Origin of the sequence: Streptomyces sp. NPDC004629, assembly GCF_042873595.1 — a bacterium.
Lineage (GTDB): Bacteria > Actinomycetota > Actinomycetes > Streptomycetales > Streptomycetaceae > Streptomyces.
Genome location: NZ_JBIALO010000005.1, coordinates 240306 through 261902, shown reverse-complemented (window position 1 = coordinate 261902; position 21597 = coordinate 240306). Strand labels below are relative to the sequence as shown.

The window sequence follows — 21597 nt, the reverse complement described above, 5'->3', positions numbered from 1 at the left end:
CGTCAGCGGCACACCCACCGTCGGTCCTCGCGCGCCCTCGGCGCTCCCGCACTGTCGGCCATCGCCTCCGTCGTCAGCGGCACACCCACCGTCGGCGCTCCCGCACTGTCGGCCCTCACCCAGCGTCGGTCCTCGCGCGCCCTCGGCGCTTCCGCGCCCTCGGCGCTTCCGCGCCCTCGGCGCTTCCGCGCCGTCCGTTGAGGTACGCCACCGCTTCGATGATGCCGGTCGGTGCTGACAGGGGGTGCGGCATCCCCGGCGCACCCCCCGGTCGGTCAGGCCGACATGAGCACCCGACCGCGCCGGGCGTATCCCAGCGCCTCGGGCGTGAGGACGGGCCGCGGCACGAGAATCCCGCAGTCCACGCAGACCGGACCGGACGACGGTTCGTGATCCAGGTCGTACTTCCAGACAAGGCGCTCCCCGGCGCACACCGGGCAGGCCGAGCCGGGCGCGCGCTCAAGGGCGGCGGTCAGCCGTCGCAGCACTTCGGCGAGTGGTTCACGGGGATGGACCCGGGGGTCGTCGCACCAGGCGACCCCGAAGCCGCCCCAGGTCAGCCGGTGCCAGTCGTCCACGCTGCCCGGCCGGCGCAGCCCGTCGTGCTTCTCCTTCCTGCGGCGCTCGGCGAACTTCCCCTCGTAGCCGAGCCAGACCGCCCGGGCCTCCTCCAACTCCTCCAGTGCGGCCACGAGTCGCACCGGATCGGGAGAACGGTCCTCGGGGTCGAATCCGGCCCGGGAGCACAGATGGTCCCAGGTCGCCCTGTGCCCGTAAGGAGCGAACCGCTCAAGGCACTTGCGCAGCGAGTAGCGTCGCAGCGCCAGGTCGCACCGCGGGTCGCGCACCTGTCTCGCCAGACTCCGGAAACCGGCCATCGCCCTGCACCTCCGTCAGACCTGCACCTGTACATCGGTCACTTCGGCGTCGCCGTACGGACTTCGTGCGACGTCGCCGAATAGACGTGTCGACACGCGAATCGGCTCCATCCGATTTCCGATGCCCGCCATAACGTGCCCCCGGTTGACGCGGTCAACGGCTCCGGCGACTCCGAAAAGTGACGCATGTTCATCTTCAATGTCGGGGATACCGGCGGTAACGTCCGGCCCACCCCCGTCGGGAGGAGCTGCCATGCCATGGCGCACCCCACGCAACGCGTTGTTCCACAAACTGAGAACTCCCGGCAGCCGCACCGGGTTCCTGAAGGCGGCGTCCGTATGCGCGCTCATCGCCGGGCTGCTGTCGCCGCTGACCCAGCAGGCGGCGGCGGCCGAGCCGACGGCGGCACGGGCGGTGGCCGCCGCCGACCACTGCGGAGGGCAGTGCTCCGACATCCTGCCGCCCGGCCAGAACGGCAACGCGACCCTCGTGCAGATCCTCCTCAACCAGGCGTTCGGCACCCAGCCCGACCACGCCGAGGACCAGCTCGGCCCCTACGCCAACCTGGCCACGAGCTACTCCGCGCTCACCGACGCCAAGATCAACACCTTCTTCAACGACGCCTCGTTCGGGGTCCCCGCCGACCAGGTCGCCTCCACCGAGAAGCCGGCCGGCCGCACCGACGTGACGATCGTCCGGGACAAGAAGACCGGCGTCCCGCACATCACCGGCACCACCCGGTACGGCACCGAGTTCGGCGCGGGCTACGCCGCGGCCCAGGACCGACTGTGGCTGATGGACGTCTTCCGGCATGTCGGCCGCGGCCAGTTGACCTCGTTCGCCGGCGGCGCCGCCGCCAACCAGGGCCTTGAACAGCAGTTCTACCGCAACGCCCCCTACACCGAGGCGGATCTGCAGGCCCAGATCGACAACACCGTCACCCACAACGGCGACCGCGGCCGGCAGGCCCTCGCCGATGTCAACGCCTACATCGACGGCATCAACGCCTATATCGACGCCTCCGACAGCGGCCGTTACTTCCCCGGCGAGTACGTGCTGACCGGCCACAAGGACTCCATCACCAACGCCGGCACCATAGAGCACTTCAAGGTCACCGACCTGGTGGCGCTCGCCTCCGTCATCGGCTCGCTGTTCGGCGCCGGCGGTGGCGGCGAGGTCGACAACGCGCTCTCCCTGATCGCCGCCCAGTCCAAGTACGGCGTCCAGGAGGGCACCCGCCTCTGGGAGTCCTTCCGTGAGCGCAACGACCCCGAGGCCGTCCTCACCGTGCACAACGGCGAGAGCTTCCCGTACGGCGCCAAGCCCGCCGACCCCAAGGGCGCGGCTCTGCCCGACGCCGGCTCGGTGACCGAGGAGCCGCTGCTCCACGACCGCACCGGCAGCGCCGCCACCGCGAGCGCCGCCGGCGCCTCCGCCACGGCCGCGAAGAACGCGCTCGGTTCCGCGCGGCGCGGCATGTCCAACGCCCTGGTGGTGAGCGGGGCGCACACCGCGAGCGGCCACCCGATCGCCGTCTTCGGCCCGCAGACCGGCTACTTCGCACCCCAGCTGCTCATGCTCCAGGAGATCCAGGGCCCCGGCATCAGCGCCCGCGGCGCCTCCTTCGCGGGCCTGAGCATGTACGTCGAGCTGGGCCGCGGCCAGGACTACGCGTGGAGCGCCACCACTTCCGGCCAGGACATCATCGATACCTACGCGGTCGAGCTGTGCCAGGACGACTACCACTATCTGTACCGCGGCACCTGCACCGCCATGGAGAAGGTCGAGCAGAAGAACGCCTGGAAGCCGACCGTGGCCGACGGCACCGCGGCCGGCTCGTACACCATGCGGGTCTGGCGCACCAAGTACGGGCCGGTGGCGTACCGGGCGACCGTCGACGGCAAGAAGGTCGCCTACACCACGCTGCGCTCCTCCTACCTGCACGAGGTCGACTCGATCATCGGCTTCCAGATGCTGAACGACCCGGACCACCTCAAGGGCCCCGAGGACTTCCAGGCCGCGGCCCAGCACATCAACTACACGTTCAACTGGTTCTACGCCGACTCCCGGCACACCGCGTACTACAACAGCGGCAGCAACCCGGTGCGGGCGAGCGGGGTGGACGCGGAGTTCCCGGTGTGGGCGCAGCCCGCGTACGAGTGGCGCGGCTGGGACCCGGCGAGCAACACGGCCGACTACACGCCGCCCGCCGAGCACCCCCGCTCCGTCGACCAGGACTATTACATCTCCTGGAACAACAAGCAGGCCAAGGACTACGCGGCCGCGCCCTGGGGCGAGGGGTCGGTGCACCGCGGCAACCTCCTCGACGACCGGGTGAAGAAGCTGGTCCAGGCCGGCGGGGTCACCCGGGCTTCGCTGGTGAAGGCGATGGCGGACGCCGGGCTAGCCGATCTGCGCGCCGAGGACGTGCTGCCGGACCTGCTGAAGGTGATCAACAGTTCGGCGGTCACCGACTCCACGGCCGCGGCGGCGGTGAGCAAGCTCCAGGCGTGGGTGAGCGCCGGCGCCAAGCGGACGGAGACGTCGGCGGGTTCGAAACAGTACGCGAACGCCGACGCCGTCCGGATCCTGGACGCCTGGTGGCCGCTGCTGGTGAAGGCCCAGTTCGAACCCGGTCTGGGCAGCGACCTCTTCACCGCGTTCACGGCCAACCTGCCGGTGGACGAGGCGCCGTCGGCCGGGCACGGACCGACCGGACCGCATGCGGGAAGCTCCTTCCAGTACGGCTGGTGGAGTTATGTCGACAAGGACATCCGGGCGGTGCTCGGTGAACCCGTGCAGGGGCCGCTCGCCCAGAAGTACTGCGGCGGCGGCAGCCTCGGCTCCTGCCGGGACGTTCTGATCGGCACGCTCAAGCAGGCGGCGGGACTGACCGCCGCCCAGGTCTACCCCGGCGACGAGCAGTGCTCGGCGGGCGACCAGTGGTGCGCCGACTCGATCGTCCAGCGCACCCTGGGCGGCATCAAGCACGGCAAGATCAGCTGGCAGAACCGGCCGACCTACCAGCAGGTGGTGGAGTTCACCTCGCACCGGTGACCCGACGGCGGCGGGCCGCACGACGCGCGGCCCGCCGCCGGCATCACCCGCGCCGACTCCGGGTGTACGACGTTGCCGTGCGACGTGGATCTGCACACCGCCGACGGTCGTGCCTGGACCTTGGAGAAGGCGGGCGCGAAGTAGGCCTCAGGGAACCGCACGCCGGGCAGCCCGAGTTCGCCCGCCGCGGCGGCCCACCGTCCGTCGAAGCCGTCCGCGCCCAGCAGTTCGAAGGGCCGGGTCGTGCCCCGCCCCTCCGACAGATTCGTCCCCTCGAAGCGGCAGGTCCCGGGACGGCCTCCGTGATCGGCGATGTTGGCGTGGGCACGCTCTGCGGAAGTCGAGGCGGGGCGGAAGGTGCGGGACGGCCGTGACGTTTCTCCCGGCCGCTGAGCGAAGCCGCTCCCGGGCGCGGCCCCGCCTCCAACGTGTCGCCATCGGCCTTTCCCGTAAACATACCGACCGGTTAGTGTGGCACCGCAGGAGCCGAATCGCGTCGAAGGGGACCGAGGGTGGGAGCCGTGCGGGATGCGGGAGTCGTCGTCACCGGAGCGGGCCGTGGGATCGGGGCGGCGCTCGCCCGCCGCTTCGCCGCCGAGGGCGCCCGGGTCGTCGTGAACGACCTCGACGCGGACCGGGCCGAGGCGGTCGCGGACGAGATCGGCGGCATCGCCGTCCCCGGCGACGCGGCCACGACCGTCGCCGCCGCCCGGGACGCGCTGGGCGGCACGGTGGACGTCTACTGCGCCAACGCCGGGCTCGGCTCGGGCGGTTCGGAGGCCGCGCCCGAGGACGTCTGGGCGCGGGCCTGGGACGTCAACGTCATGGCCCATGTGCGCGCCGCCCACGCGCTGCTGCCCGGCTGGCTGGAGCGCGGCACCGGCCGCTTCGTGTCCACCGTCTCCGCCGCCGGACTCCTCACCATGATCGGCGCCGCACCCTACAGCGTCACCAAGCACGGCGCGTACGCCTTCGCCGAGTGGCTGTCACTGACCTACCGGCACCGCGGACTGAAGGTCCACGCCATCTGCCCGCAGGGCGTGCACACCGACATGCTGGCCGCCGCCGGCAGCGCGGGCGACCTCGTGCTCAGACCGACCGCGATCGAACCGGAGGACGTCGCGGACGCCCTGCTCCAAGGCATCGAAGAGGACCGCTTCCTGATCCTGCCGCACCCGGAGGTCGCCGAGTACTACCGGGTCAGGGCCGCCGACCCGGACCGCTGGCTGTCCGGCATGAACCACCTCCAGCGGACCTGGGAGACGAACCGATGACCGGCTACGGACCCGGCGCCCCGCCCGCACGTGCCCACGCCCGGTCACAGATCCTGCCCGACCCGCCCAGGACGGGAAGTGGAAAGATCCTCTCTCGGGAACCGCGTTCCCGCGCGCACGACGGCTAGTGAAGCACCACGGAAAGGCAGGTGGCGGCAGTGCCCAGGACGAAGGACGGCGACGGGACTCCCGTCCCGCAGCGGCTCCTCGCCGCCGCCACACGGCTCTTCGCCGAGCAGGGCTACGATCGCACCTCCGTACAGGAGATCGTCGAGGCGGCCGGCGTCACCAAGGGAGCGCTCTACCACTACTTCGGCTCCAAGGACGACCTGTTGCACGAGGTCTACGCCCGCGTGCTGCGCGTCCAGCAGGAGCGGCTCGACGCCTTCGCGGACGCCGACGAACCGGTCGAGAAGCGGTTGCGGGCGGCGGCGGCCGATGTCGTCGTCACCACGATCGAGAACCTGGACGACGCGATGATCTTCTTCCGTTCCATGCACCACCTCGGCCCCGAGAAGAACAAGCAGGTGCGCGCCGAGCGCCGGCGCTACCACGAACGCTTCCGGGCGCTCGTCGAGGAGGGGCAGCGGGAGGGCGTCTTCTCCACGGCGACCCCGGCCGACCTGGTGGTGGACTACCACTTCGGCTCCGTCCACCACTTGTCGACGTGGTACCGGCCGAACGGCCCGCTCACCCCGCAGCAGGTCGCCGACCACCTGGCGGACCTGCTGCTGCGGGCGCTGCGGCCGTGACACGGCGCGGTGCGCTGTTCTGCCGACGGTCGTCTGTCGTCTGCGGCTGCGTCGTGGTTGGTCGCGCAGTTCCCCGCGCCCCTTTGGGGCGCTGCTCGGAGCGGGGACCGTTCAGGGGAGGTACTTTTTCAACTCCCGGCGGGCCAGGGAGCGTTGGTGGACCTCGTCCGGGCCGTCCGCGATCATCAGGGTGCGGGCGGCCGCGTACAGCTCGGCCAGCGGGAAGTCCTGGCTGACGCCGCCCGCGCCATGCAGCTGGATGGCCCGGTCGATGATGTCGACGACCGCGCGGGGCGTGGCGATCTTGATGGCCTGGATCTCCGTGTGCGCGCCCTTGTTGCCCACCGTGTCCATCAGCCACGCCGTCTTCAGCACCAGGAGCCGCAGCTGCTCCACCGTCACCCGGGCGTCCGCGATCCAGTTGTGGACCACGCCCTGCCGGGCCAGCGCCGTGCCGAAGGCCGTGCGGGACACGGCACGCCGGCACATCAGCTCGATCGCCCGCTCCGCCATGCCGATCAGCCGCATGCAGTGGTGGATACGGCCGGGCCCGAGCCGGGCCTGGGCGATGGCGAAACCGCCGCCCTCCTCGCCGATCAGGTTCGACACCGGCACGCGCGCGTGGTCGAAGACCACCTCGGCATGACCGCCGTGGTAGTGGTCCTCGTACCCGAAGACCCGCATCGCCCGCCGCACCGTGACGCCCGGCGTGTCACGGGGCACGAGGACCATGGACTGCTGGCGGCGGACGTCGGCGCCGCCGGGGTCGGTCTTGCCCATCACGATGAAGATCCGGCAGTCCGGGTTCATCGCCCCGGAGATGTACCACTTGCGTCCGGTGACGACGTACTCACCTCCACCCTCACCTCCACCCTCACCCCCGCTCTCGGCTCCGCTCGACCGGGAGGCGCCCCCACCGTCCCGCTCGATACGGGTGGTGATGTTGGTGGCGTCCGACGAGGCCACCTCCGGCTCGGTCATCGCGAACGCCGAGCGGATCTCGCCGGCCAGCAGCGGCTCCAGCCACTGCTTCTTCTGCCGCTCGTCGCCGAACTGCGCCAGCACCTCCATGTTGCCGGTGTCCGGGGCCGCGCAGTTCAGCGCGGTGGGCGCGAGCTGCGGGGAGCGGCCGGTGATCTCGGCCAGCGGCGCGTACTGGAGGTTGGTCAGCCCGGCGCCGTACTCGGCGTCCGGCAGGAACAGGTTCCACAACCCCTGCCTGCGCGCCTCGGCCTTCAGCTCCTCGACCACGGCCGGGGTGTCCCAGGGCGAGGCCAGCGCCGCCCGCTGCTGTTCGGCGACCGCCTCTGCGGGATACACGTACTCGTCCATGAAGGCCAGCAGCCTGGCGCGGAGTTCCTCGGTGCGCGCGTCGAACGCGAAGTCCATGACCGTCAGCCTTCCCGGAGGGTGGTGAGTCCGTGCTCGATGAAGACGGGGACGAGGCCACCGATGCGGTCGAAGCCGGGTCCTACCGTCTGCCCCAGCGTGTACCGGTAGTGGATGCCCTCAAGGATCACGGCGAGCTTGAACCAGGCGAACGCCGTGTACCAGGAGACGGCCGACACATCCCGCCCCGAGCGCGCCGCGTACCGCTCGATCAGCTCGGCAGGCGCGGGGTGCCCGGCGGCCTCGGCGGTGGTCGAGACGGGGGAGTGCGGCGTGCCCAGCGGCAGGCTGTACATCACCAGCAGGCCCAGATCGGTCAGCGGGTCGCCGAGCGTCGACATCTCCCAGTCGAGGACCGCCGTGATCCGGTCGTCGGCGTCGAGGAGGACGTTGTCGAGCCGGTAGTCGCCGTGCACGACGGCCGGCGCGGGGGACGTGGGCAGCGCGCGCCCGAGGGCCGCGTGCAGCTCGTCGATGCCGGCCAGCTCCCGGTCGCGGGAGGCGTCCAGCTGCTTGCCCCAGCGGCGCAACTGCCGGTCGAGGAAACCCTCGGGACGGCCGAAGTCCGCGAGGCCCACCTCGGCGGGGTCCACGGCGTGCAGTTCCACGAGGGTGTCGACGAGGGAGAGCACCGCGTGCCGGGTGCGCTCCGCGCCCAGCGGGGCCAGCTGTTCGGCGGTGCGGTACGGCGTGCCCTCGACGAACTCCATGACGTAGAAGGGCGCGCCGAGGACCTCGGGGTCCTCGCACAGCAGCACCGGGCGCGGCACCGGCACCCGCGTGGGGTACAGCGCGCCGATCACGCGGTGCTCGCGCGCCATGTCGTGCGCGGTGGCCAGGACATGGCCGAGCGGGGGTCGGCGTACGACCCAGGTCGACCTGCCGTCCGTGACGGCGTAGCTGAGGTTCGACCGTCCGCCCTCGATCAGCCGTCCGGTCAGGGGGCCGTCGACCAGACCGGGCCGTTCGCGGTCGAGCAGTTCGCGCAACCGGTCGGGATCGAGTCCGGGCGGGTGGTCGGGACCCATGCATCGCTCCTACGGACAGGGAAACAGGACGCGATCAATGATGCCGACCGGTCGGTATGCCGTCCAGTGCGGGTGTCGAAGGTGACCGGAGCCACGATAGGCCGACGGCTCCCCGCGCGTCGCGCGAAGGAGCCGTCGACCGGGGTGCGGCGGGGGTGCGGCCGGGGTCAGTGGTCGTCCCAGTGACCGGCGTGCTCGGCGTGCCGGTGGCCGTCGTGCAGGTAGTCGATGTGATCGCCGTGCCGCACGCCGGTGTGCCCGCAGCCCTCGCCGTGCTGGTGGTCGTGGCCCTCGTGGGTGGTGTGCCGGGCCGGCTCGCACTCGTCCCAGTGTCCGGCGTGCTCGCGGTGCAGATGCCCGTCGTGCGCGTAGTCCACGTGGTCGCCGTGCGGTACCTGGGTGTGCCCGCAGTCGGGGCCGTGGCGGTGCGAGTCGTGGGCGGCGTGTTCCTGATGAACTGCGGTCATGGTGCTCACCTTCGGGAGAGGGGTGCGGACGACGCACAGGCTGCCATGCATACGGGACATATCGGGGCATTCTGATTGCGTGCGTCCGGGTACCCGGGAGAACCGCGGGCATGGCCGCACCGGCCCCGCCGGTCCGGCGGGGCCGGCGCCCGGACGGGCGGCCCTAGAGGACTATCGCCGCCGCGCACACCGCCATCGCCACTGCGCACAGCGCCGCCGCCGCGGCATGCCGGGGGGTGAGGGACGCGGGGCGTGCGGTCGTGGCGAGCACCCGCACCCGGTGGTGGGCGACCGTCAGAAAGCCCAGCCAGAGCCCGCAGCACAGCGCGCACACCAGGAGGCCGGCGGCAGACGCCCCGCCGTGCAGGGCGGTGCGCACGGCGAGCACGGTGACCACCGCGGAGGACAGCGTCGTGCGCCGCCAGGCGAGCCGGGTCCGCTCCGGCTGCAGCCCCGGGTCCCGGTCGGCCGTCACCCCTCCCACCCGAGGAGCACGACGAGCACCATGGCGACCGCCACCACCGCGACGACGAGGCTCAGCAGCGCCGGGAACCGGGACGCGGGCAGGTCCTCGCCGCGCCGCATCGCCCGCTCGCAGCGCACCCAGTGGTTGATCGCGCGCAGCGCGCACAGCACGCCCGCGCCGAGCAGGGCGAGTGCCAGCCCCACCCGCCAGCCCCAGCGCAGCTCCGGCAGGAACTGGTCCACCGCGAAACCCCCGCCGATCAGCGCGAGCGCGGTGCGCAGCCAGGCCAGGAAGGTGCGCTCGTTCGCCAGCGAGAACCGGTAGTCGGGTGTGTCGCCCTCGTCCCGGACCCGGTCGGGCGTGAACCAGAACCGGACGTTTCGCAGGAATTCGCTCACGTCGAGGACCCTATCGGGCCCTTCGGCGGGGCCGGTCGGCCGGGTCTCCCGCGGTCATCCCTCGCCCCGGTGTGCCCGCAGCCGCCGGTACGCCGCAAGCCCGTCCGGCGTCCACTCCCACTCGCCGAGCCGCCGCTCCAGCTCGTCCTCGCTCAGGAAGTCGTGCCAGGCCACCTCCTCGGCCTGGGGCCGGACCGGAAGCGCGCAGCGGACCTCGTAGACCGCTGACCACCAGCTGTGGCCGGCGCCGTCGTCGTACAGGAAGGTGAACAGGTGCGACGGGCGGGGCAGCCCCGTCACCCCCAGCTCCTCCTCGGCCTCGCGCAGGGCCGCGTCGTCGTAGGACTCGCCCGCGCCGACCACGCCGCCGACGAACATGTCGTACCGGGAGGGGTAGACCAGCTTGGTCGCCGTGCGGCGGTGCACGAAGATCCGGCCGGCCGTGTTCCGGGCCAGGACGAACGCGCAGCGGTGCCGCAGCCCGCGCGCGTACGCCTCCCCGCGGGGGGACTGCCCGATGACCCGATCATGCTCATCGACGATGTCGAGGATTTCGTCAGCAACGCTCATCCCCCCATCCAAGCAGCCCCCGCACCCCGAAGGCCCGCGGGCAACGCGCGCCCCGAAGGGGCGCGGGGAACTGCGCGATCAACCCCCACGCAGCCGCAGCCGAACGACGTCGTGTCGTGCCCCCGTAGGGGCGCGGGGAACTGCGCGATCGGCCCCGACGCAGCCGCAGCCGAATGACGTGGTGTCGTGCCCCCGTAGGGGCGCGGGGAACTGCGCGATCAGCCCCCACGCAGCCGCAGCCGAACGACACCCCTGCCCCAAAGGACCGCGGGGAACGTAGCCGCAGCCGCAGCCGAACGACACCCCCGCCCAAACGACCGCGGGAACGGCACACCGACCCCGACACGACCGGAGACGGATACGCCGAGGCCGGCCCGGCCAGGGCTCAGTGGGGCTGAAGATCCCGCTTCGGCACCGGCTCAGCCGTGCCGCGTGGCATCGCCGGATGCAGTCCGAGGAGCACGATGCCCACGACCACGGCGGCCAGCCCGGCCGCCTCCCAGGCCAGCGCCCCGGTGTCGGTGCGCAGCCGGTCACCGAGGAAGCCCACCCCGCACAGGATCCCGGCCAGCGGCTGGGCGGCCGTCAGCGCGGGCAGCGACATCCGCAGCGGCGCCGTCTCGAACGCGCTCTGCACCAGGATCAGCCCGGTGACGCCCAGCACGAGCACCCCGTAGGGCTGCCAGCCGGAGAACAGCTCGGCGAGCCCGCCGGCGGAGAACCGCTGCCCGCTGATCCGGGTCAGCGCGTCCTGCACGCCGTACAGGAGACCGGCGGCGAGGGCCAGCAGCACCGGGGCCGTGCTCAGCCGGGAGCGTTTGGCGAAGGTGGTGAGCAGCAGGGCGAGGCCCAGCATCACACCGATGATCAGCCAGTGCCGGACCGGGTCGGTGACGGCGTGCCCGCCGTGCGGCTGGCCCGCCACGATGAACGCGGTGACGCCGCCGGCGAGCAGGGCGAGGCCCGCCCAGCCCTGTCGGCCCAGCAACTGCTTGGTCTGGTGCCGGGAAAGGGCCAGGGCGAACAGCAGGTTCGTGGCGAGCAGCGGCTCCACCAGGGAGATCTCGCCCCGGCTCAGGGTGATGGCGCCGAGGATCATCCCGGCCGCCATCAGACCGATGCCGCCGAGCCAGCGCGGCACCTTCATCAGGTCGAGCAGCAGCCGCGGCGAGAGGAAGTCGCTCAGGGGTGCCTTCTGGGCGGCGTTCTGCTGGAGCACGAATCCGAAGCCGAGGCAACAGGCCGCGCTCACGGCGAGACTCAGAACCAGAACCGACACGCTGCGTACCTCGATCATCCGGCCGGGCCACGGGTGCGTAGTGGCCGACTGTAGCCTCCCGAGGCTCTCCGTGCCCCCGGGAGTGCCCAGAACCGGTCAGGTGAATCGGTCGCGACGCCCGGTCGACCAGTGGCCCGCGAGCCGAGATCCCCCTCGGCGGGTCCGGCCCGCCGCCCAAGCGACCCAGGCCTGCCCAACTCCCTTACTGCAAACGGTAGTTGAATCCAACAACAGCTCCGGTGAACTTGACGTGAACCGTTGGCTGGGGATTTGCTGTGAGTGATCGGTCGATGGCAGTTCGACAACCAGGAAGTCCCGCGGTGCCCTCACCCCCGCCCCTGCTCCACCCGCGCCGCGCGCGCCCCTACGAGGTCTTCGACGACGCCTTCGACGACACCGAGCTGATCGCCGCGCGCGCCGCCCTGGCCCAGGGCCGGCGGCAGTCCGTACGGGCGCTGCTGCAGCGCACGGCCGATGACTGGGACCGCCGCGGCCACCGGATCTACGTCCTCGCCCGCCCGCCGTACACCGCAGCCTGGGCCCTCGACTGGCTGGCCGCCGAGCCTGGATCGGCCGACGCCGCCGCGCTGCTCGCCCTGTCCCTGGCGCGGCGCGCCCTGCGCGGCAAGGAGGAGCCCGCCGCGGCCCGCGCCGCCTGCCGCGCCGCGGCCCAACTGGCGCCCGCCGACCCGACCCCGTGGCTCGGGCTGCTCCTGCTCGCCCGCGACCTCGGCACCGACGAGGAGACCGCGGACGCCTTCGCCGAGGTGTGCCGCCGGCACCGCGACCACCACCACGCGCACCATCTGATGACCGCGCGCCTGGCCGAGCGCCGCCCCGAGCCCGGCGCCGACCCGGGCCACGAAGCGTACGCGTTCGCCGACCGGACCGCGGACCGCGCCCCCGCCGACTCCCCGCTCGCCGTCCTGCCGGTCGTCGCGCACGCCGAGCGCTTCCGGGCGCTGGCCGCAGCGGGCCTGGTGCCCGCCGACCCCGTCGCCTCCGGGCACTGGTCGGGACCCCGGGCCCGGCAGGTGCTGCGGGCCGCCTTCGACTGGTGGCTGGAATGGGAGCACGACGAGCACCCGCGCCGCCACGTCGACCTCAACTTCCTCGCCCACGCCATGTCCTGCGCGGGCCGGACCGCCGAGGCCGCCGCCCTGTTCCAGCGGATCGGCCGGCACCCGACCCCACGGCCGTGGTGGTACTCCGACCGCGAGCCTCACGCCGCCTTCCGCGCCGCCCGCGACCGCGCGCTCGGCGCCCCGCAGTCGGCCCCCGACGGGGTGCTCCCGGACCCGTCGTGCCCGCGCGGTCCCCTTCCGGGAACGCAAGAAGACATTACGGAACGCTGACCCGTGGCCCTACCCCCTGGTCCCGCGGAGCCGACGGTGCTCGAATGACGGTGTGAACCCCGAACCACCCGAGGACGCACGGGCCGAGGAGGGCCGCCCGATCGGCCGCCGTGTGTTCCTCGGCACCCTCGCCCTCGGCGCCCTCGGAGTGGCCGCCGCCCCCGCACTCCAGCGCGGCACCGAGGCGTTCCTCGGCGCCGCCTCCGGCAAGGACCCCACCGGACTGACGGGCCTGCTGCCGAACGGCGGCGGCTTCCGCTACTACTCGGTCGCCGCGTCCGTCCCGCACCGGGGCCCCGCGGACTACCGGCTCACGATCGGCGGACTCGTCGACCGCCCCCGCGCCTACACCCTCGCCGATCTACGCGCCCTGCCGCAGACCCGGCTGGTCAAGGACGTCCAGTGCGTCACCGGCTGGCGGGTCCCCGACACCCCGTTCGAGGGGGTCCGGCTGTCCCGGCTGCTGGATGCGGCGGGCGTGCGCGGCACGGCCCGCGCGATCCGCTTCACCTGCTTCGACGGCACCTACACCGAGAGCCTCACCCTCGACCAGGCCCGCCGCCCCGACGTGCTGGTCGCGCTGCGCATGCAGGACGAGGACATCGGCCACGACCACGGCGGACCCGTCCGCCTGTACGTGGCCCCCATGTACTTCTACAAGTCGGCGAAGTGGCTCTCCGGGATCACCGTCACCGACCGGGTCGAACCCGGGTACTGGGAGAACCTGGGATACGACGTCGACGCCTGGGTCGGCCGCTCGAACGGACGCACCGATGAGCCTACGAACTGAGGCCCCCGCGGGCACGGCCCGGCTGCCGCGCTTTTCCCGCGGCGAACGCTGGGTGCACCGCGCGACGGCCGCGCTGATGGGCGTGTGCGTGCTGACCGCGGCCTGCCTCTACATCCCCCAACTCGCCGTCGCCGTCGGCCGCCGCGCGCTCGTCGTCCGCGTCCACGAGTACGCGGGCCTCGCGCTGCCGGTGCCCGTCCTGCTGGGGCTCGCCTCCCGGGCGTTCCGCGCCGACCTGCGCTTCCTGAACCGCTTCGGCCGGCACGACCGGGTCTGGCTCGGGGCGGCCCTGCGCCGCGACAAGCGGCACTCCGCGCGCCCGGCGGGCAAGTTCAACGCCGGCCAGAAGATCTACGCCGCCTGGATCGCAGGCGCCACGCTGGTGATGCTCGGCACGGGCCTGATGATGTGGTTCACCCATCTCACCCCGCTGATGTGGCGCACCTCGGCGACCTTCGTGCACGACTGGCTCGCCCTGACCATGGGTGTCGTGCTGGCCGGCCACATCGGGATGGCCCTGGCCGACCCGGAAGCCCGCCGCGGCCTGCGCACCGGCACCGTGAGCCGGGACTGGGCGACCCGAGAACACCCCCTGTGGCGCCCCTGACCCACCCCGCAGTGGGGACGTGGGGCGCGCCCCGTAGGGGCGCGGGGAACTGCGCGACCAGCCACAACGCACCCGGACCCGGACCCGCACCCGGACCCGCACCCGCACCCGCACCCGCACCCGAGGGTTCAGGTGGTGAAGTCCAGCAGGACCTTGCACGCGCGGCTGCGGTCCGCCGCCAGGGCGAACGCATGCTCCGCCGCGGTCACCGGGACCACCGCGCTGATCAGCGCGTCGAACGCGGGCTCGGCCGCCAGCAGTTCCAGCGCCTCGTCGAACTCGGCGTCGAACCGGAACGCCCCGCGCAGCTCGATCTCCCGGCTCACCACCAGGTTCCCCGCGAACGTGCTCTGCCCAGCCGGCAGCATGCCCAGCTGCACCACGACCCCGCCGCGCCGCACCAACCGCAGACAGGTGTCGAGCCCGGCGGCCACCCCCGACGCCTCGACGGCCGTGTCGACCTCGGCAGGCCACCCGGCGTCGTCCGGATCGTCCGCCCTGACGACCGTGTCGGCGCCCGCCAGAGCGGCGTACCGCAGCGCCTCGGGCAGCAGGTCGGTCACGGTCACCCGGGCCGCGCCCGCCGCCCGCGCCGCGGCCACCACCAGACATCCGATCGGCCCGGCCCCGGTCACCAGCACCTGCCGCCCGGCCACCGGCCCGGCCCGCCGCACCGCGTGCAGCGCGACCGACAGCGGCTCGGCGAGCGCCGCCCGGCGCGGCTCAAGACCGGCGGGCAGGGCCCGCAACTGCCCGGCCGGCACGGTCACTTGGGCCGCGAACCCGCCCTGGACGTGCGGGAAACGGGCCGCGCTGCCGAGGTAGCGGGTGTCACGGCACACATGGCGCCGCCCGGCCGCGCACTCCGGGCACGCCCCGCACGGGGTGGCGGGGTGCACGGCGACGGCCGTACCGACGGCCGGCCCCGAGGCGCCGGCGCCGTAGGCGACCACCGTGCCCACCACCTCGTGGCCGAGCACCATGGGCTCCCGGAGCCGGAAGTCACCGACCCCGCCGTGCCGCCAGTAGTGCAGGTCGGAGCCGCACACCCCGCCGTAGCGGACGGCGACGAGCGCCTGTCCGCGGCCGGGTTCCGGCACCGGAAGCTCCTCGACGCGCAGATCACCGCGCCCATGGATCACACAGCCCAGCATCCCGCCGGCCTCCTTCACAGCACGCTCGTCATGCCGCCGTCGACGTACAGCACCTGCCCGCTGACGAAGTCCGCGGCCGGCGAGGCGAGGAACAGCACCCCGCCCACCAGGTCCTCGGTGCGGCCCCAGCGACCGGCGGGGGTGCGGCGGCGCACCCAGGCGGTGAACTCCTCGTCCTCGACGAGCGGCCGGGTCAGCTCGGTCTCGATGTAGCCGGGTCCGAGCCCGTTCACCTGGACGCCGTACGGCCCCCAGTCCGCGCACATGCCCTTGGTGAGCATCTTCAGCGCGCCCTTGGTCGCCGCGTACGGCGCGATGCCGGGGCGCACCACCTCGCTCTGCAGCGAACAGATGTTGACGATCTTGCCGTGGCCGCGTTCCGTCATCCGCCGGGCCGCCTCCCGGCCGACCAGGAACGCGCTGGTCAGATTGGTGTCCAGGATCCGGTGCCAGTCGGCGTCGGTGAACTCCAGGAGCGGTGCGCGCAGTTGCATGCCCGCGTTGTTGACCAGGATGTCGAGCGGGCCCACCCGCTCCTCGACGTCCGCGATGCCCGCGGCCACGGACGGTCCGTCGGTCACGTCGAACACCGCCGTGTGCACCCGGCCGGCGGGCAGCCCGGCGGCGGCCTCGGCGAGCCGGCCGCCGTCGCGGCCGTTGAGTACGACCGTGCAGCCGGCCTCGGCCAGGCCGCGGGCCAGCGCGAGCCCGATGCCCCGGCTGGAGCCGGTGACCAGGGCCGTGCGCCCGCCGATGTCGAAGAGGGGGTGAACCGTCATCGCCGTACCGTTTCTAGATCACGAGGGACAGGAGGAGGACCAGGGCGCCGGCGACCACGGAGATGATGCACTCCATCACCGACCAGGTCTTCAGGTTCTGGCCGACGCTCAACCCGAAGTACTCCTTCACCAGCCAGAACCCGGCGTCGTTGACATGGCTCAGGAACAGCGAGCCGGCGCCGATGGCGAGGACCAGCAGGGCCGCATGGGTGGTCGACATGTCGGCGGCCAGCGGCGCGACCAGACCGGCCGCCGAGACGGTCGCCACGGTCGCCGAACCGGTCGCCAGCCGGATCGCCACCGCGATCAGCCAGGCGAGCAGCAGCGCCGGTATGGACCAGTCCTTGGATATGTCGAGGACCATCTGGCCGACGCCGGAGTCGATCAGCGTCTGCTTGAAGCCGCCGCCCGCGCCGACGATCAGCAGGATGCCGGCGATCGGCATCAGGCCCTTCTCGACGGTCTGTGAGATCCGGTCCTTGGAGAACCCGGCCGGACGGCCCAGCGTGAAGATGCCGACGATCACCGCGGCGAGCAGGGCGATCAGCGGCGAGCCGATGACGTCGAAGACGCGCTGCACCAGGTGCGTCGGGTCGTCGACCACGATGTCCACCAGGGCCTTGGCCAGCATCAGGACGACCGGCAGCAGGATCGTGGCGAGCGTGGCGCCGAAGCCGGGCCGCTTGTCCAGTTCCTCGGAGGGACGCTGCGGGATCATCCGCTCGGGCGCCGGGACGTCCACCCAGCGGGCGGCGACCTTCGAGAACAGCGGGCCCGCGATGACGACGGTGGGGACGGCGACGAGCACACCGAGCGCCAGGGTGACGCCCAGATTGGCGCCGACCGCGTCGATCGCGACCAGCGGGCCGGGGTGCGGCGGCACCAGGCCGTGCATCACGGACAGGCCGGCGAGCGCCGGGATGCCGATGCGCATCAGGGAGTAGTTGCCGCGCTTGGCGACCATCAGCACCACCGGGATCAGCAGCACGATGCCGACCTCGAAGAACAGCGGCAGTCCGATCACGGAGGCGATCAGCACCATCGCCCACGGCATGGTCCGGCCGCCGGCCTTGGCGAGGATGGTGTCGACGATCTGGTCGGCGCCGCCCGAGTCGGCGAGCAGCTTGCCGAGGATCGCGCCCAGCGCGATCAGCACGCCGACGCCGGCGACCGTGCTGCCGAGCCCGGCGGTGAAGCTGGTGATCGCCTTGTCGAGCGGCGCCCCGGCGAACGCGGCCAGCGCGAGGGAGCCGATGGTCAGCGCCAGGAAGGCGTGCAGCTTGAACTTGGTGATGAGCAGGACGATCACGGCGATGCCCGCCAGCACGGCTATGCCGAGCTGGGCGTGCCCTGCCGAGGTGATGGGCTGGACTGTGTCCGCTGCCAGCATCTCGGCGCTGAGTCTGGTCACGGGGATTCCCTTACAGATGGACGGGGACGGGGGAGGGGGTACTGAGGGGAGGGGGTACTGAGGCGGGGAGTGCTGCGGGGTGTCACTGCGCGGGGTCGGGAAGCGCGGCCAGTGCCTCGGCGGCCCGCGCGGTGATCTCGTCCGGGCTGCCGGAGACGTCCACGGTGACCCCCGGCTCGTCCGGCTCCAGCGGCTGGAGCGTGGCGAACTGCGAGTCCAGCAGCGCGGTCGGCATGAAGTGGCCCTGCCGGTGGGACATGCGGTCCTCGATGAGCGCGCGGTCGCCCGTCAGGTGCACGAACACGATCCCGGGGGCCGCCGCCCTGAGCCGGTCGCGGTACGACCGCTTCAGCGCCGAACTGCTCACCACCCCGCCGAGGCCCGCCCGCCCGTGCGCCCAGCCGCCGATGGCATCGAGCCACGGCCACCGGTCCGCGTCGTCCAGCGGAATCCCGGCCGACATCTTGGCGATGTTGGCCGGCGGGTGGAAGTCGTCGCCCTCGGCATACGGGACGCCGAGCCGGGCCGCGAGCAAGGGACCGATCGTGGTCTTGCCCGTGCCGGCGACGCCCATCACCACGACGACGTGGGGGGTACGCATCACTGCCTCGCTGTCTTCCTCGACATGCGACGTCGACATCTGACGTCGGCACACTGAAACCCATTAGGTACGACGAATTCAAGAGTCTGTGACAAATAAGTCTGACTTTTTGGGAGCCGTGATCCACTCTGTACGCTGAGTGCATGAGCACACCGGGCCGGGGGCTGCACGGCCGCGTACTGGACACCCTCGGGCCCGCGATCACCGCGGGGGAGTACCCGACGGGCAGCGTCCTGCGCACCGACGAACTGGCCCAGGACTTCGAGGTGTCGCGGTCGGTGATGCGCGAGGCGGTGCGCGTCCTTGAGTCCATGCACCTGGTCGAGTCCCGGCGCCGGGTGGGCGTGACCGTACTGCCGAAGTCCGAGTGGAACGTCTACGACCCGCAGGTCATCCGCTGGCGCCTGGCGGGCGCCGACCGCCCGGGCCAGCTGCGCTCGCTGACCGTGCTGCGCTCGGCGATCGAACCGGTCGCGGCCGGGCTCGCCGCGAAGCACGCCACGGCGGAGCAGTGCGCCGAACTCACCGAGTGCGCGCTCGGCATGGTGGCCAACTCACGCGGCCACAAACTGGAGGCGTACCTGGTCCACGACGTCGCCTTCCACCGGGTGATCCTCGCCGCGTCCGGCAACGAGATGTTTGCCCGGCTGGGCGATGTCGTCGCGGAAGTCCTCGCCGGCCGCACCCACCACGAGGTCATGTTCGAGGACCCCGACCCGGCCGCCGTCACCCTGCACGTCCAGGTCGCCGAGGCGGTGCGCGGCGGCGACGCGGACCGCGCCGAGCAGCTGACCCGTGAGATCACCATGGGTGCGCTCCAGGAACTGGACATCCTCGCGCCCTGACCCTCCCCGGCCGCGGGCGGGCACCCGGCTGTCAGCCGAGGACATCCCCGTCGACGTACGCCCACGCCCCGTCGACCCGCTCGAACCGGCTGCGCTCGTGCAGCGAGCCGCCCCGGTAGGAGGCCCGGAAGGTCACGGTCCCGGTGGTGTGGAAGGCCGAGCCGTCCGTCGTGCCCAGCACCTCAAGGCCGGTCCACGGCAGCCCCGGATCGAGGTCGAGCCGCACGGGCCGGGTTCGCGGATGCCAGGTGCGCAGCAGATACCCCGCGTCCCCCCGCACGAAGGCCGCGTACCGCGACCGCATCAGCGCCTCAGCGGTCGGCGCCGCACCCGCCCCCCGGTGATACCGCCCGCAACACCCCTCGTACTCCCCGCCCAGCCCACACGGACACCAAGAACGCGTCGTCATGCCCCCATTGTGCGGGACCACAACCAAACAGAAAGACCCCTGATCAACAGGGGTCTTGACTGGTGTCCGAGGGGGGACTTGAACCCCCACGCCCGATAAAGGGCACTAGCACCTCAAGCTAGCGCGTCTGCCATTCCGCCACCCGGACAAGGTGTCCGTCGCGCGGGTTTCCCCCGCGGCGACGAAGGAAACATTACCAGGCTTTCGAGAGTGGCCGATCACGCCCCGTCCCCGCCCCCGGTCCCGCGTGAACGCCTTGTGACGGGCCGGGACCGGGCTTGGGACCGGGGCGGCGGCGAGGGAGGATGAGGGGGGATCACCAGCAGCGACAGCGCGGGAGGAAGCAGCGTGAGCGAGACGGACACGGCCAGGGGCGTCACCGGCGAGGACGAGGTCGTGGACCTCTGCCGCGAGCTGATCCAGATCGACACCAGCAACTACGGCGACCACTCGGGCCCGGGTGAGCGCAAGGCCGCCGAATACGTCGCCGAGAAGCTCGCCGAGGTGGGCCTCGAACCGAGCGTCTTCGAGTCGCACCCGGGGCGCGCCTCGACCGTGGCCCGCATCGAGGGCGAGGACCCGTCCCGGCCCGCACTGCTGATCCACGGCCACCTCGACGTCGTACCGGCCCACGCGGACGACTGGACCCACCACCCGTTCTCCGGTGAGGTCACGGACGGCTGCGTCTGGGGGCGCGGCGCCGTGGACATGAAGGACATGGACGCCATGACCCTGGCCGTCGTGCGTGACCGGCTGCGCAGCGGCCGGCGCCCGCCGCGGGACATCGTGCTCGCCTTCCTCGCCGACGAGGAGGCGGGAGGCACCTACGGCGCCCGGTGGCTGGTCGACAACCACCCCGGGCTGTTCGAGGGCGTCACCGAGGCGATCAGCGAGGTCGGCGGTTTCTCGTTCACCGTGAACGAGCAGCGCCGCCTCTATCTGATCCAGACGGCCGAGAAGGGCATGCACTGGATGAAGCTGACCGTGGCCGGAACCGCCGGACACGGTTCGATGATCCACCGGGACAACGCGATCACCGAGCTGTCCGAGGCGGTCGCCCGGGTCGGCCGGCACCGGTTCCCGGTGCGGGTCACCAAGACCACCCGGGCCTTCCTCGACGAACTGGGCGACGCGCTCGGCACCGAACTGGACCCGGAGAACATGGAGGCGACGCTGGCCAAGCTCGGCGGCATCGCCAAGCTCATCGGCGCGACCCTGAGCAACACGGCCAACCCCACGCAGCTGGACGCCGGTTACAAGGTCAACGTCATCCCGGGCGAGGCCACCGCGCACGTCGACGGGCGGTTCCTGCCCGGGTACGAGGAGGAGTTCCTCGCCGACCTCGACCGGATCCTCGGGCCGAAGGTGCGACGGGAGGACGTGCACTCCGACAAGGCCGTCGAGACCGGCTTCGACGGCGCCCTTGTGGAGGCGATGCAGTCCGCGCTGGTCGCCGAGGACCCGGCCGCCAAGGCGATCCCGTACATGCTCTCCGGCGGCACGGACGCCAAGTCCTTCGACGACCTGGGCATCCGGGGCTTCGGCTTCGCGCCCCTGAAGCTGCCCCCGGAGCTGGACTTCGCGGGCATGTTCCACGGCGTCGACGAACGCGTGCCGGTGGACGGCCTGAAGTTCGGTGTGCGGGTGCTCGACCGGTTCATCGACGCGTCCTGAAATCGGCCACGCGTGCGGAGTCCACTGGGACGGGTGAATGCGACCATACGCTCGTAGCCGCATTACTCCCTCCTCGTTACACGTGATGCGGTCCGCAGCTGGGGCCGCTCTTGCCAACAAGGAGGAAGAATGATCAAGAAGGTCGTCGCTGCTGCGGCTGCCACTGGTGGTCTGGTTCTCGCGGGCGCGGGTCTCGCCGTCGCGGACTCCGGTGCCCAGGGTGCCGCCGTGCAGTCCCCGGGCGTCGTCTCCGGCAATGTCATCCAGGTTCCGGTGCACGTCCCGGTGAACGTCTGCGGCAACACGATCTCGGTGATCGGGCTGCTGAACCCCGCCTTCGGCAACACCTGCGTCAACAAGTGACGTCGACTCCCTGAGGGGCGTCCTCTCGTCGGCCCCGGAGCGCGCGCCAT

At 72.1% G+C, this 21597-nt stretch carries 23 protein-coding genes, 1 tRNA gene and 1 pseudogene; 10 read left to right on the top strand and 15 right to left on the bottom strand.

Going from position 1 to position 21597, the window contains the following annotated elements; all coding sequences use genetic code 11:
• Positions 1 to 201 (top strand): hypothetical protein (locus tag ACFYTE_RS10045; protein ID WP_388707368.1); only part of this gene is annotated, 201 nt, incomplete at its 5' end.
• Between the two features lie 74 nt (positions 202 to 275).
• On the opposite strand, the gene ACFYTE_RS10040 is transcribed toward ACFYTE_RS10045, so the two are convergent.
• On the bottom strand, positions 276 to 878 hold the full coding sequence (locus tag ACFYTE_RS10040; protein ID WP_388707366.1) for a hypothetical protein: 603 nt from the start codon (positions 876 to 878) through the stop codon (positions 276 to 278).
• Positions 879 to 1131: 253 nt separating this feature from the next.
• On the opposite strand from ACFYTE_RS10040, the gene ACFYTE_RS10035 reads away from it, so the two are divergent.
• The gene (locus ACFYTE_RS10035) at positions 1132 to 3936 is read left to right on the top strand and encodes a penicillin acylase family protein (protein WP_388707364.1); all 2805 of its coding nucleotides are present in this window, start codon (positions 1132 to 1134) and stop codon (positions 3934 to 3936) included.
• A gap of 81 nt (positions 3937 to 4017) precedes the next feature.
• Here the strand turns inward: ACFYTE_RS10035 and ACFYTE_RS10030 are convergent.
• Positions 4018 to 4226, bottom strand: a pseudogene (locus ACFYTE_RS10030) (DUF1343 domain-containing protein); the annotation flags it as partial.
• A gap of 222 nt (positions 4227 to 4448) precedes the next feature.
• Here ACFYTE_RS10030 and ACFYTE_RS10025 point away from each other — a divergent pair.
• Both ACFYTE_RS10025 and ACFYTE_RS10020 read left to right on the top strand, forming a co-directional pair.
• A complete protein-coding gene (locus tag ACFYTE_RS10025; RefSeq protein WP_388707361.1) occupies positions 4449 to 5210 on the top strand; it encodes an SDR family oxidoreductase in 762 nt (253 codons plus the stop codon).
• Between the two features lie 158 nt (positions 5211 to 5368).
• Complete coding sequence (locus ACFYTE_RS10020) at positions 5369 to 5962, top strand: TetR/AcrR family transcriptional regulator (RefSeq protein ID WP_388707359.1); 594 nt, start codon at positions 5369 to 5371, stop codon at positions 5960 to 5962.
• Between the two features lie 111 nt (positions 5963 to 6073).
• Here the strand turns inward: ACFYTE_RS10020 and ACFYTE_RS10015 are convergent, their stop codons facing one another.
• From ACFYTE_RS10015 to ACFYTE_RS09985, 7 genes are all read right to left on the bottom strand, one after another.
• Positions 6074 to 7351 (bottom strand): acyl-CoA dehydrogenase family protein, encoded by a 1278-nt coding sequence (locus tag ACFYTE_RS10015; RefSeq protein ID WP_388707356.1) that lies wholly within the window; start codon positions 7349 to 7351, stop codon positions 6074 to 6076.
• 5 nt (positions 7352 to 7356) lie between these two features.
• Complete coding sequence (locus ACFYTE_RS10010; RefSeq protein ID WP_388707354.1) at positions 7357 to 8379, bottom strand: phosphotransferase family protein; 1023 nt, start codon at positions 8377 to 8379, stop codon at positions 7357 to 7359.
• Between the two features lie 167 nt (positions 8380 to 8546).
• Entirely contained in the window at positions 8547 to 8846 is a 300-nt protein-coding gene (locus tag ACFYTE_RS10005; protein ID WP_388707352.1) for a hypothetical protein, read from the bottom strand.
• Positions 8847 to 9009: 163 nt separating this feature from the next.
• Complete coding sequence (locus ACFYTE_RS10000; protein ID WP_388707349.1) at positions 9010 to 9330, bottom strand: DUF202 domain-containing protein; 321 nt, start codon at positions 9328 to 9330, stop codon at positions 9010 to 9012.
• Positions 9318 to 9710, bottom strand: a complete 393-nt coding sequence (locus ACFYTE_RS09995; RefSeq protein ID WP_388707346.1) for a YidH family protein — start codon at positions 9708 to 9710, stop codon at positions 9318 to 9320. Before ACFYTE_RS09995 ends, ACFYTE_RS10000 begins: the two co-directional genes overlap by 13 nt.
• Positions 9711 to 9764: 54 nt before the next feature.
• The gene (locus ACFYTE_RS09990; protein ID WP_388707343.1) at positions 9765 to 10280 is read right to left on the bottom strand and encodes an NUDIX hydrolase; all 516 of its coding nucleotides are present in this window, start codon (positions 10278 to 10280) and stop codon (positions 9765 to 9767) included.
• Positions 10281 to 10665: 385 nt separating this feature from the next.
• Positions 10666 to 11559: a DMT family transporter gene (locus ACFYTE_RS09985; RefSeq protein WP_388707340.1), complete on the bottom strand. Its 894-nt coding sequence runs from the start codon at positions 11557 to 11559 to the stop codon at positions 10666 to 10668.
• 320 nt (positions 11560 to 11879) lie between these two features.
• Between ACFYTE_RS09985 and ACFYTE_RS09980 the strand changes: the two genes are divergently transcribed.
• From ACFYTE_RS09980 to ACFYTE_RS09970, 3 genes are read left to right on the top strand one after another with little or no spacing between them, the layout of a single operon-like run.
• Complete coding sequence (locus tag ACFYTE_RS09980; protein ID WP_388707337.1) at positions 11880 to 12914, top strand: hypothetical protein; 1035 nt, start codon at positions 11880 to 11882, stop codon at positions 12912 to 12914.
• A 52-nt stretch (positions 12915 to 12966) separates the two neighbouring features.
• Entirely contained in the window at positions 12967 to 13704 is a 738-nt protein-coding gene (locus ACFYTE_RS09975) for a molybdopterin-dependent oxidoreductase (RefSeq protein ID WP_388707334.1), read from the top strand.
• Entirely contained in the window at positions 13688 to 14311 is a 624-nt protein-coding gene (locus ACFYTE_RS09970) for a cytochrome b/b6 domain-containing protein (protein ID WP_388707332.1), read from the top strand. The genes ACFYTE_RS09975 and ACFYTE_RS09970 overlap by 17 nt, the downstream gene beginning before the upstream one ends.
• Before the next feature lie 128 nt (positions 14312 to 14439).
• Here ACFYTE_RS09970 and ACFYTE_RS09965 read toward each other — a convergent pair whose 3' ends face one another.
• From ACFYTE_RS09965 to ACFYTE_RS09950, 4 genes are all read right to left on the bottom strand, one after another.
• Complete coding sequence (locus ACFYTE_RS09965) at positions 14440 to 15465, bottom strand: L-idonate 5-dehydrogenase (RefSeq protein ID WP_388707329.1); 1026 nt, start codon at positions 15463 to 15465, stop codon at positions 14440 to 14442.
• A 14-nt stretch (positions 15466 to 15479) separates the two neighbouring features.
• On the bottom strand, positions 15480 to 16244 hold the full coding sequence (locus ACFYTE_RS09960) for an SDR family oxidoreductase (RefSeq protein ID WP_388707326.1): 765 nt from the start codon (positions 16242 to 16244) through the stop codon (positions 15480 to 15482).
• A 13-nt stretch (positions 16245 to 16257) separates the two neighbouring features.
• On the bottom strand, positions 16258 to 17655 hold the full coding sequence (locus ACFYTE_RS09955) for a GntP family permease (RefSeq protein ID WP_388707323.1): 1398 nt from the start codon (positions 17653 to 17655) through the stop codon (positions 16258 to 16260).
• Between the two features lie 82 nt (positions 17656 to 17737).
• Positions 17738 to 18256, bottom strand: a complete 519-nt coding sequence (locus tag ACFYTE_RS09950; RefSeq protein WP_388707320.1) for a gluconokinase — start codon at positions 18254 to 18256, stop codon at positions 17738 to 17740.
• A gap of 143 nt (positions 18257 to 18399) precedes the next feature.
• On the opposite strand from ACFYTE_RS09950, the gene ACFYTE_RS09945 reads away from it, so the two are divergent.
• Positions 18400 to 19101 carry a FadR/GntR family transcriptional regulator gene (locus tag ACFYTE_RS09945; protein WP_388707317.1) on the top strand — a complete coding sequence of 234 codons (702 nt, stop codon included), beginning with the start codon at positions 18400 to 18402 and terminating at the stop codon, positions 19099 to 19101.
• A gap of 31 nt (positions 19102 to 19132) precedes the next feature.
• On the opposite strand, the gene ACFYTE_RS09940 is transcribed toward ACFYTE_RS09945, so the two are convergent.
• A complete protein-coding gene (locus tag ACFYTE_RS09940) occupies positions 19133 to 19510 on the bottom strand; it encodes a YchJ family protein (RefSeq protein ID WP_388707314.1) in 378 nt (125 codons plus the stop codon).
• Between the two features lie 60 nt (positions 19511 to 19570).
• A tRNA-Leu gene (locus ACFYTE_RS09935) sits at positions 19571 to 19658 on the bottom strand.
• A gap of 200 nt (positions 19659 to 19858) precedes the next feature.
• On the opposite strand from ACFYTE_RS09935, the gene ACFYTE_RS09930 reads away from it, so the two are divergent.
• A complete protein-coding gene (locus ACFYTE_RS09930) occupies positions 19859 to 21184 on the top strand; it encodes a M20/M25/M40 family metallo-hydrolase (RefSeq protein ID WP_388707311.1) in 1326 nt (441 codons plus the stop codon).
• Positions 21185 to 21313: 129 nt separating this feature from the next.
• A complete protein-coding gene (gene chpH / locus ACFYTE_RS09925) occupies positions 21314 to 21547 on the top strand; it encodes a chaplin ChpH (RefSeq protein WP_351729927.1) in 234 nt (77 codons plus the stop codon).
• Positions 21548 to 21597 lie beyond the last annotated feature (50 nt).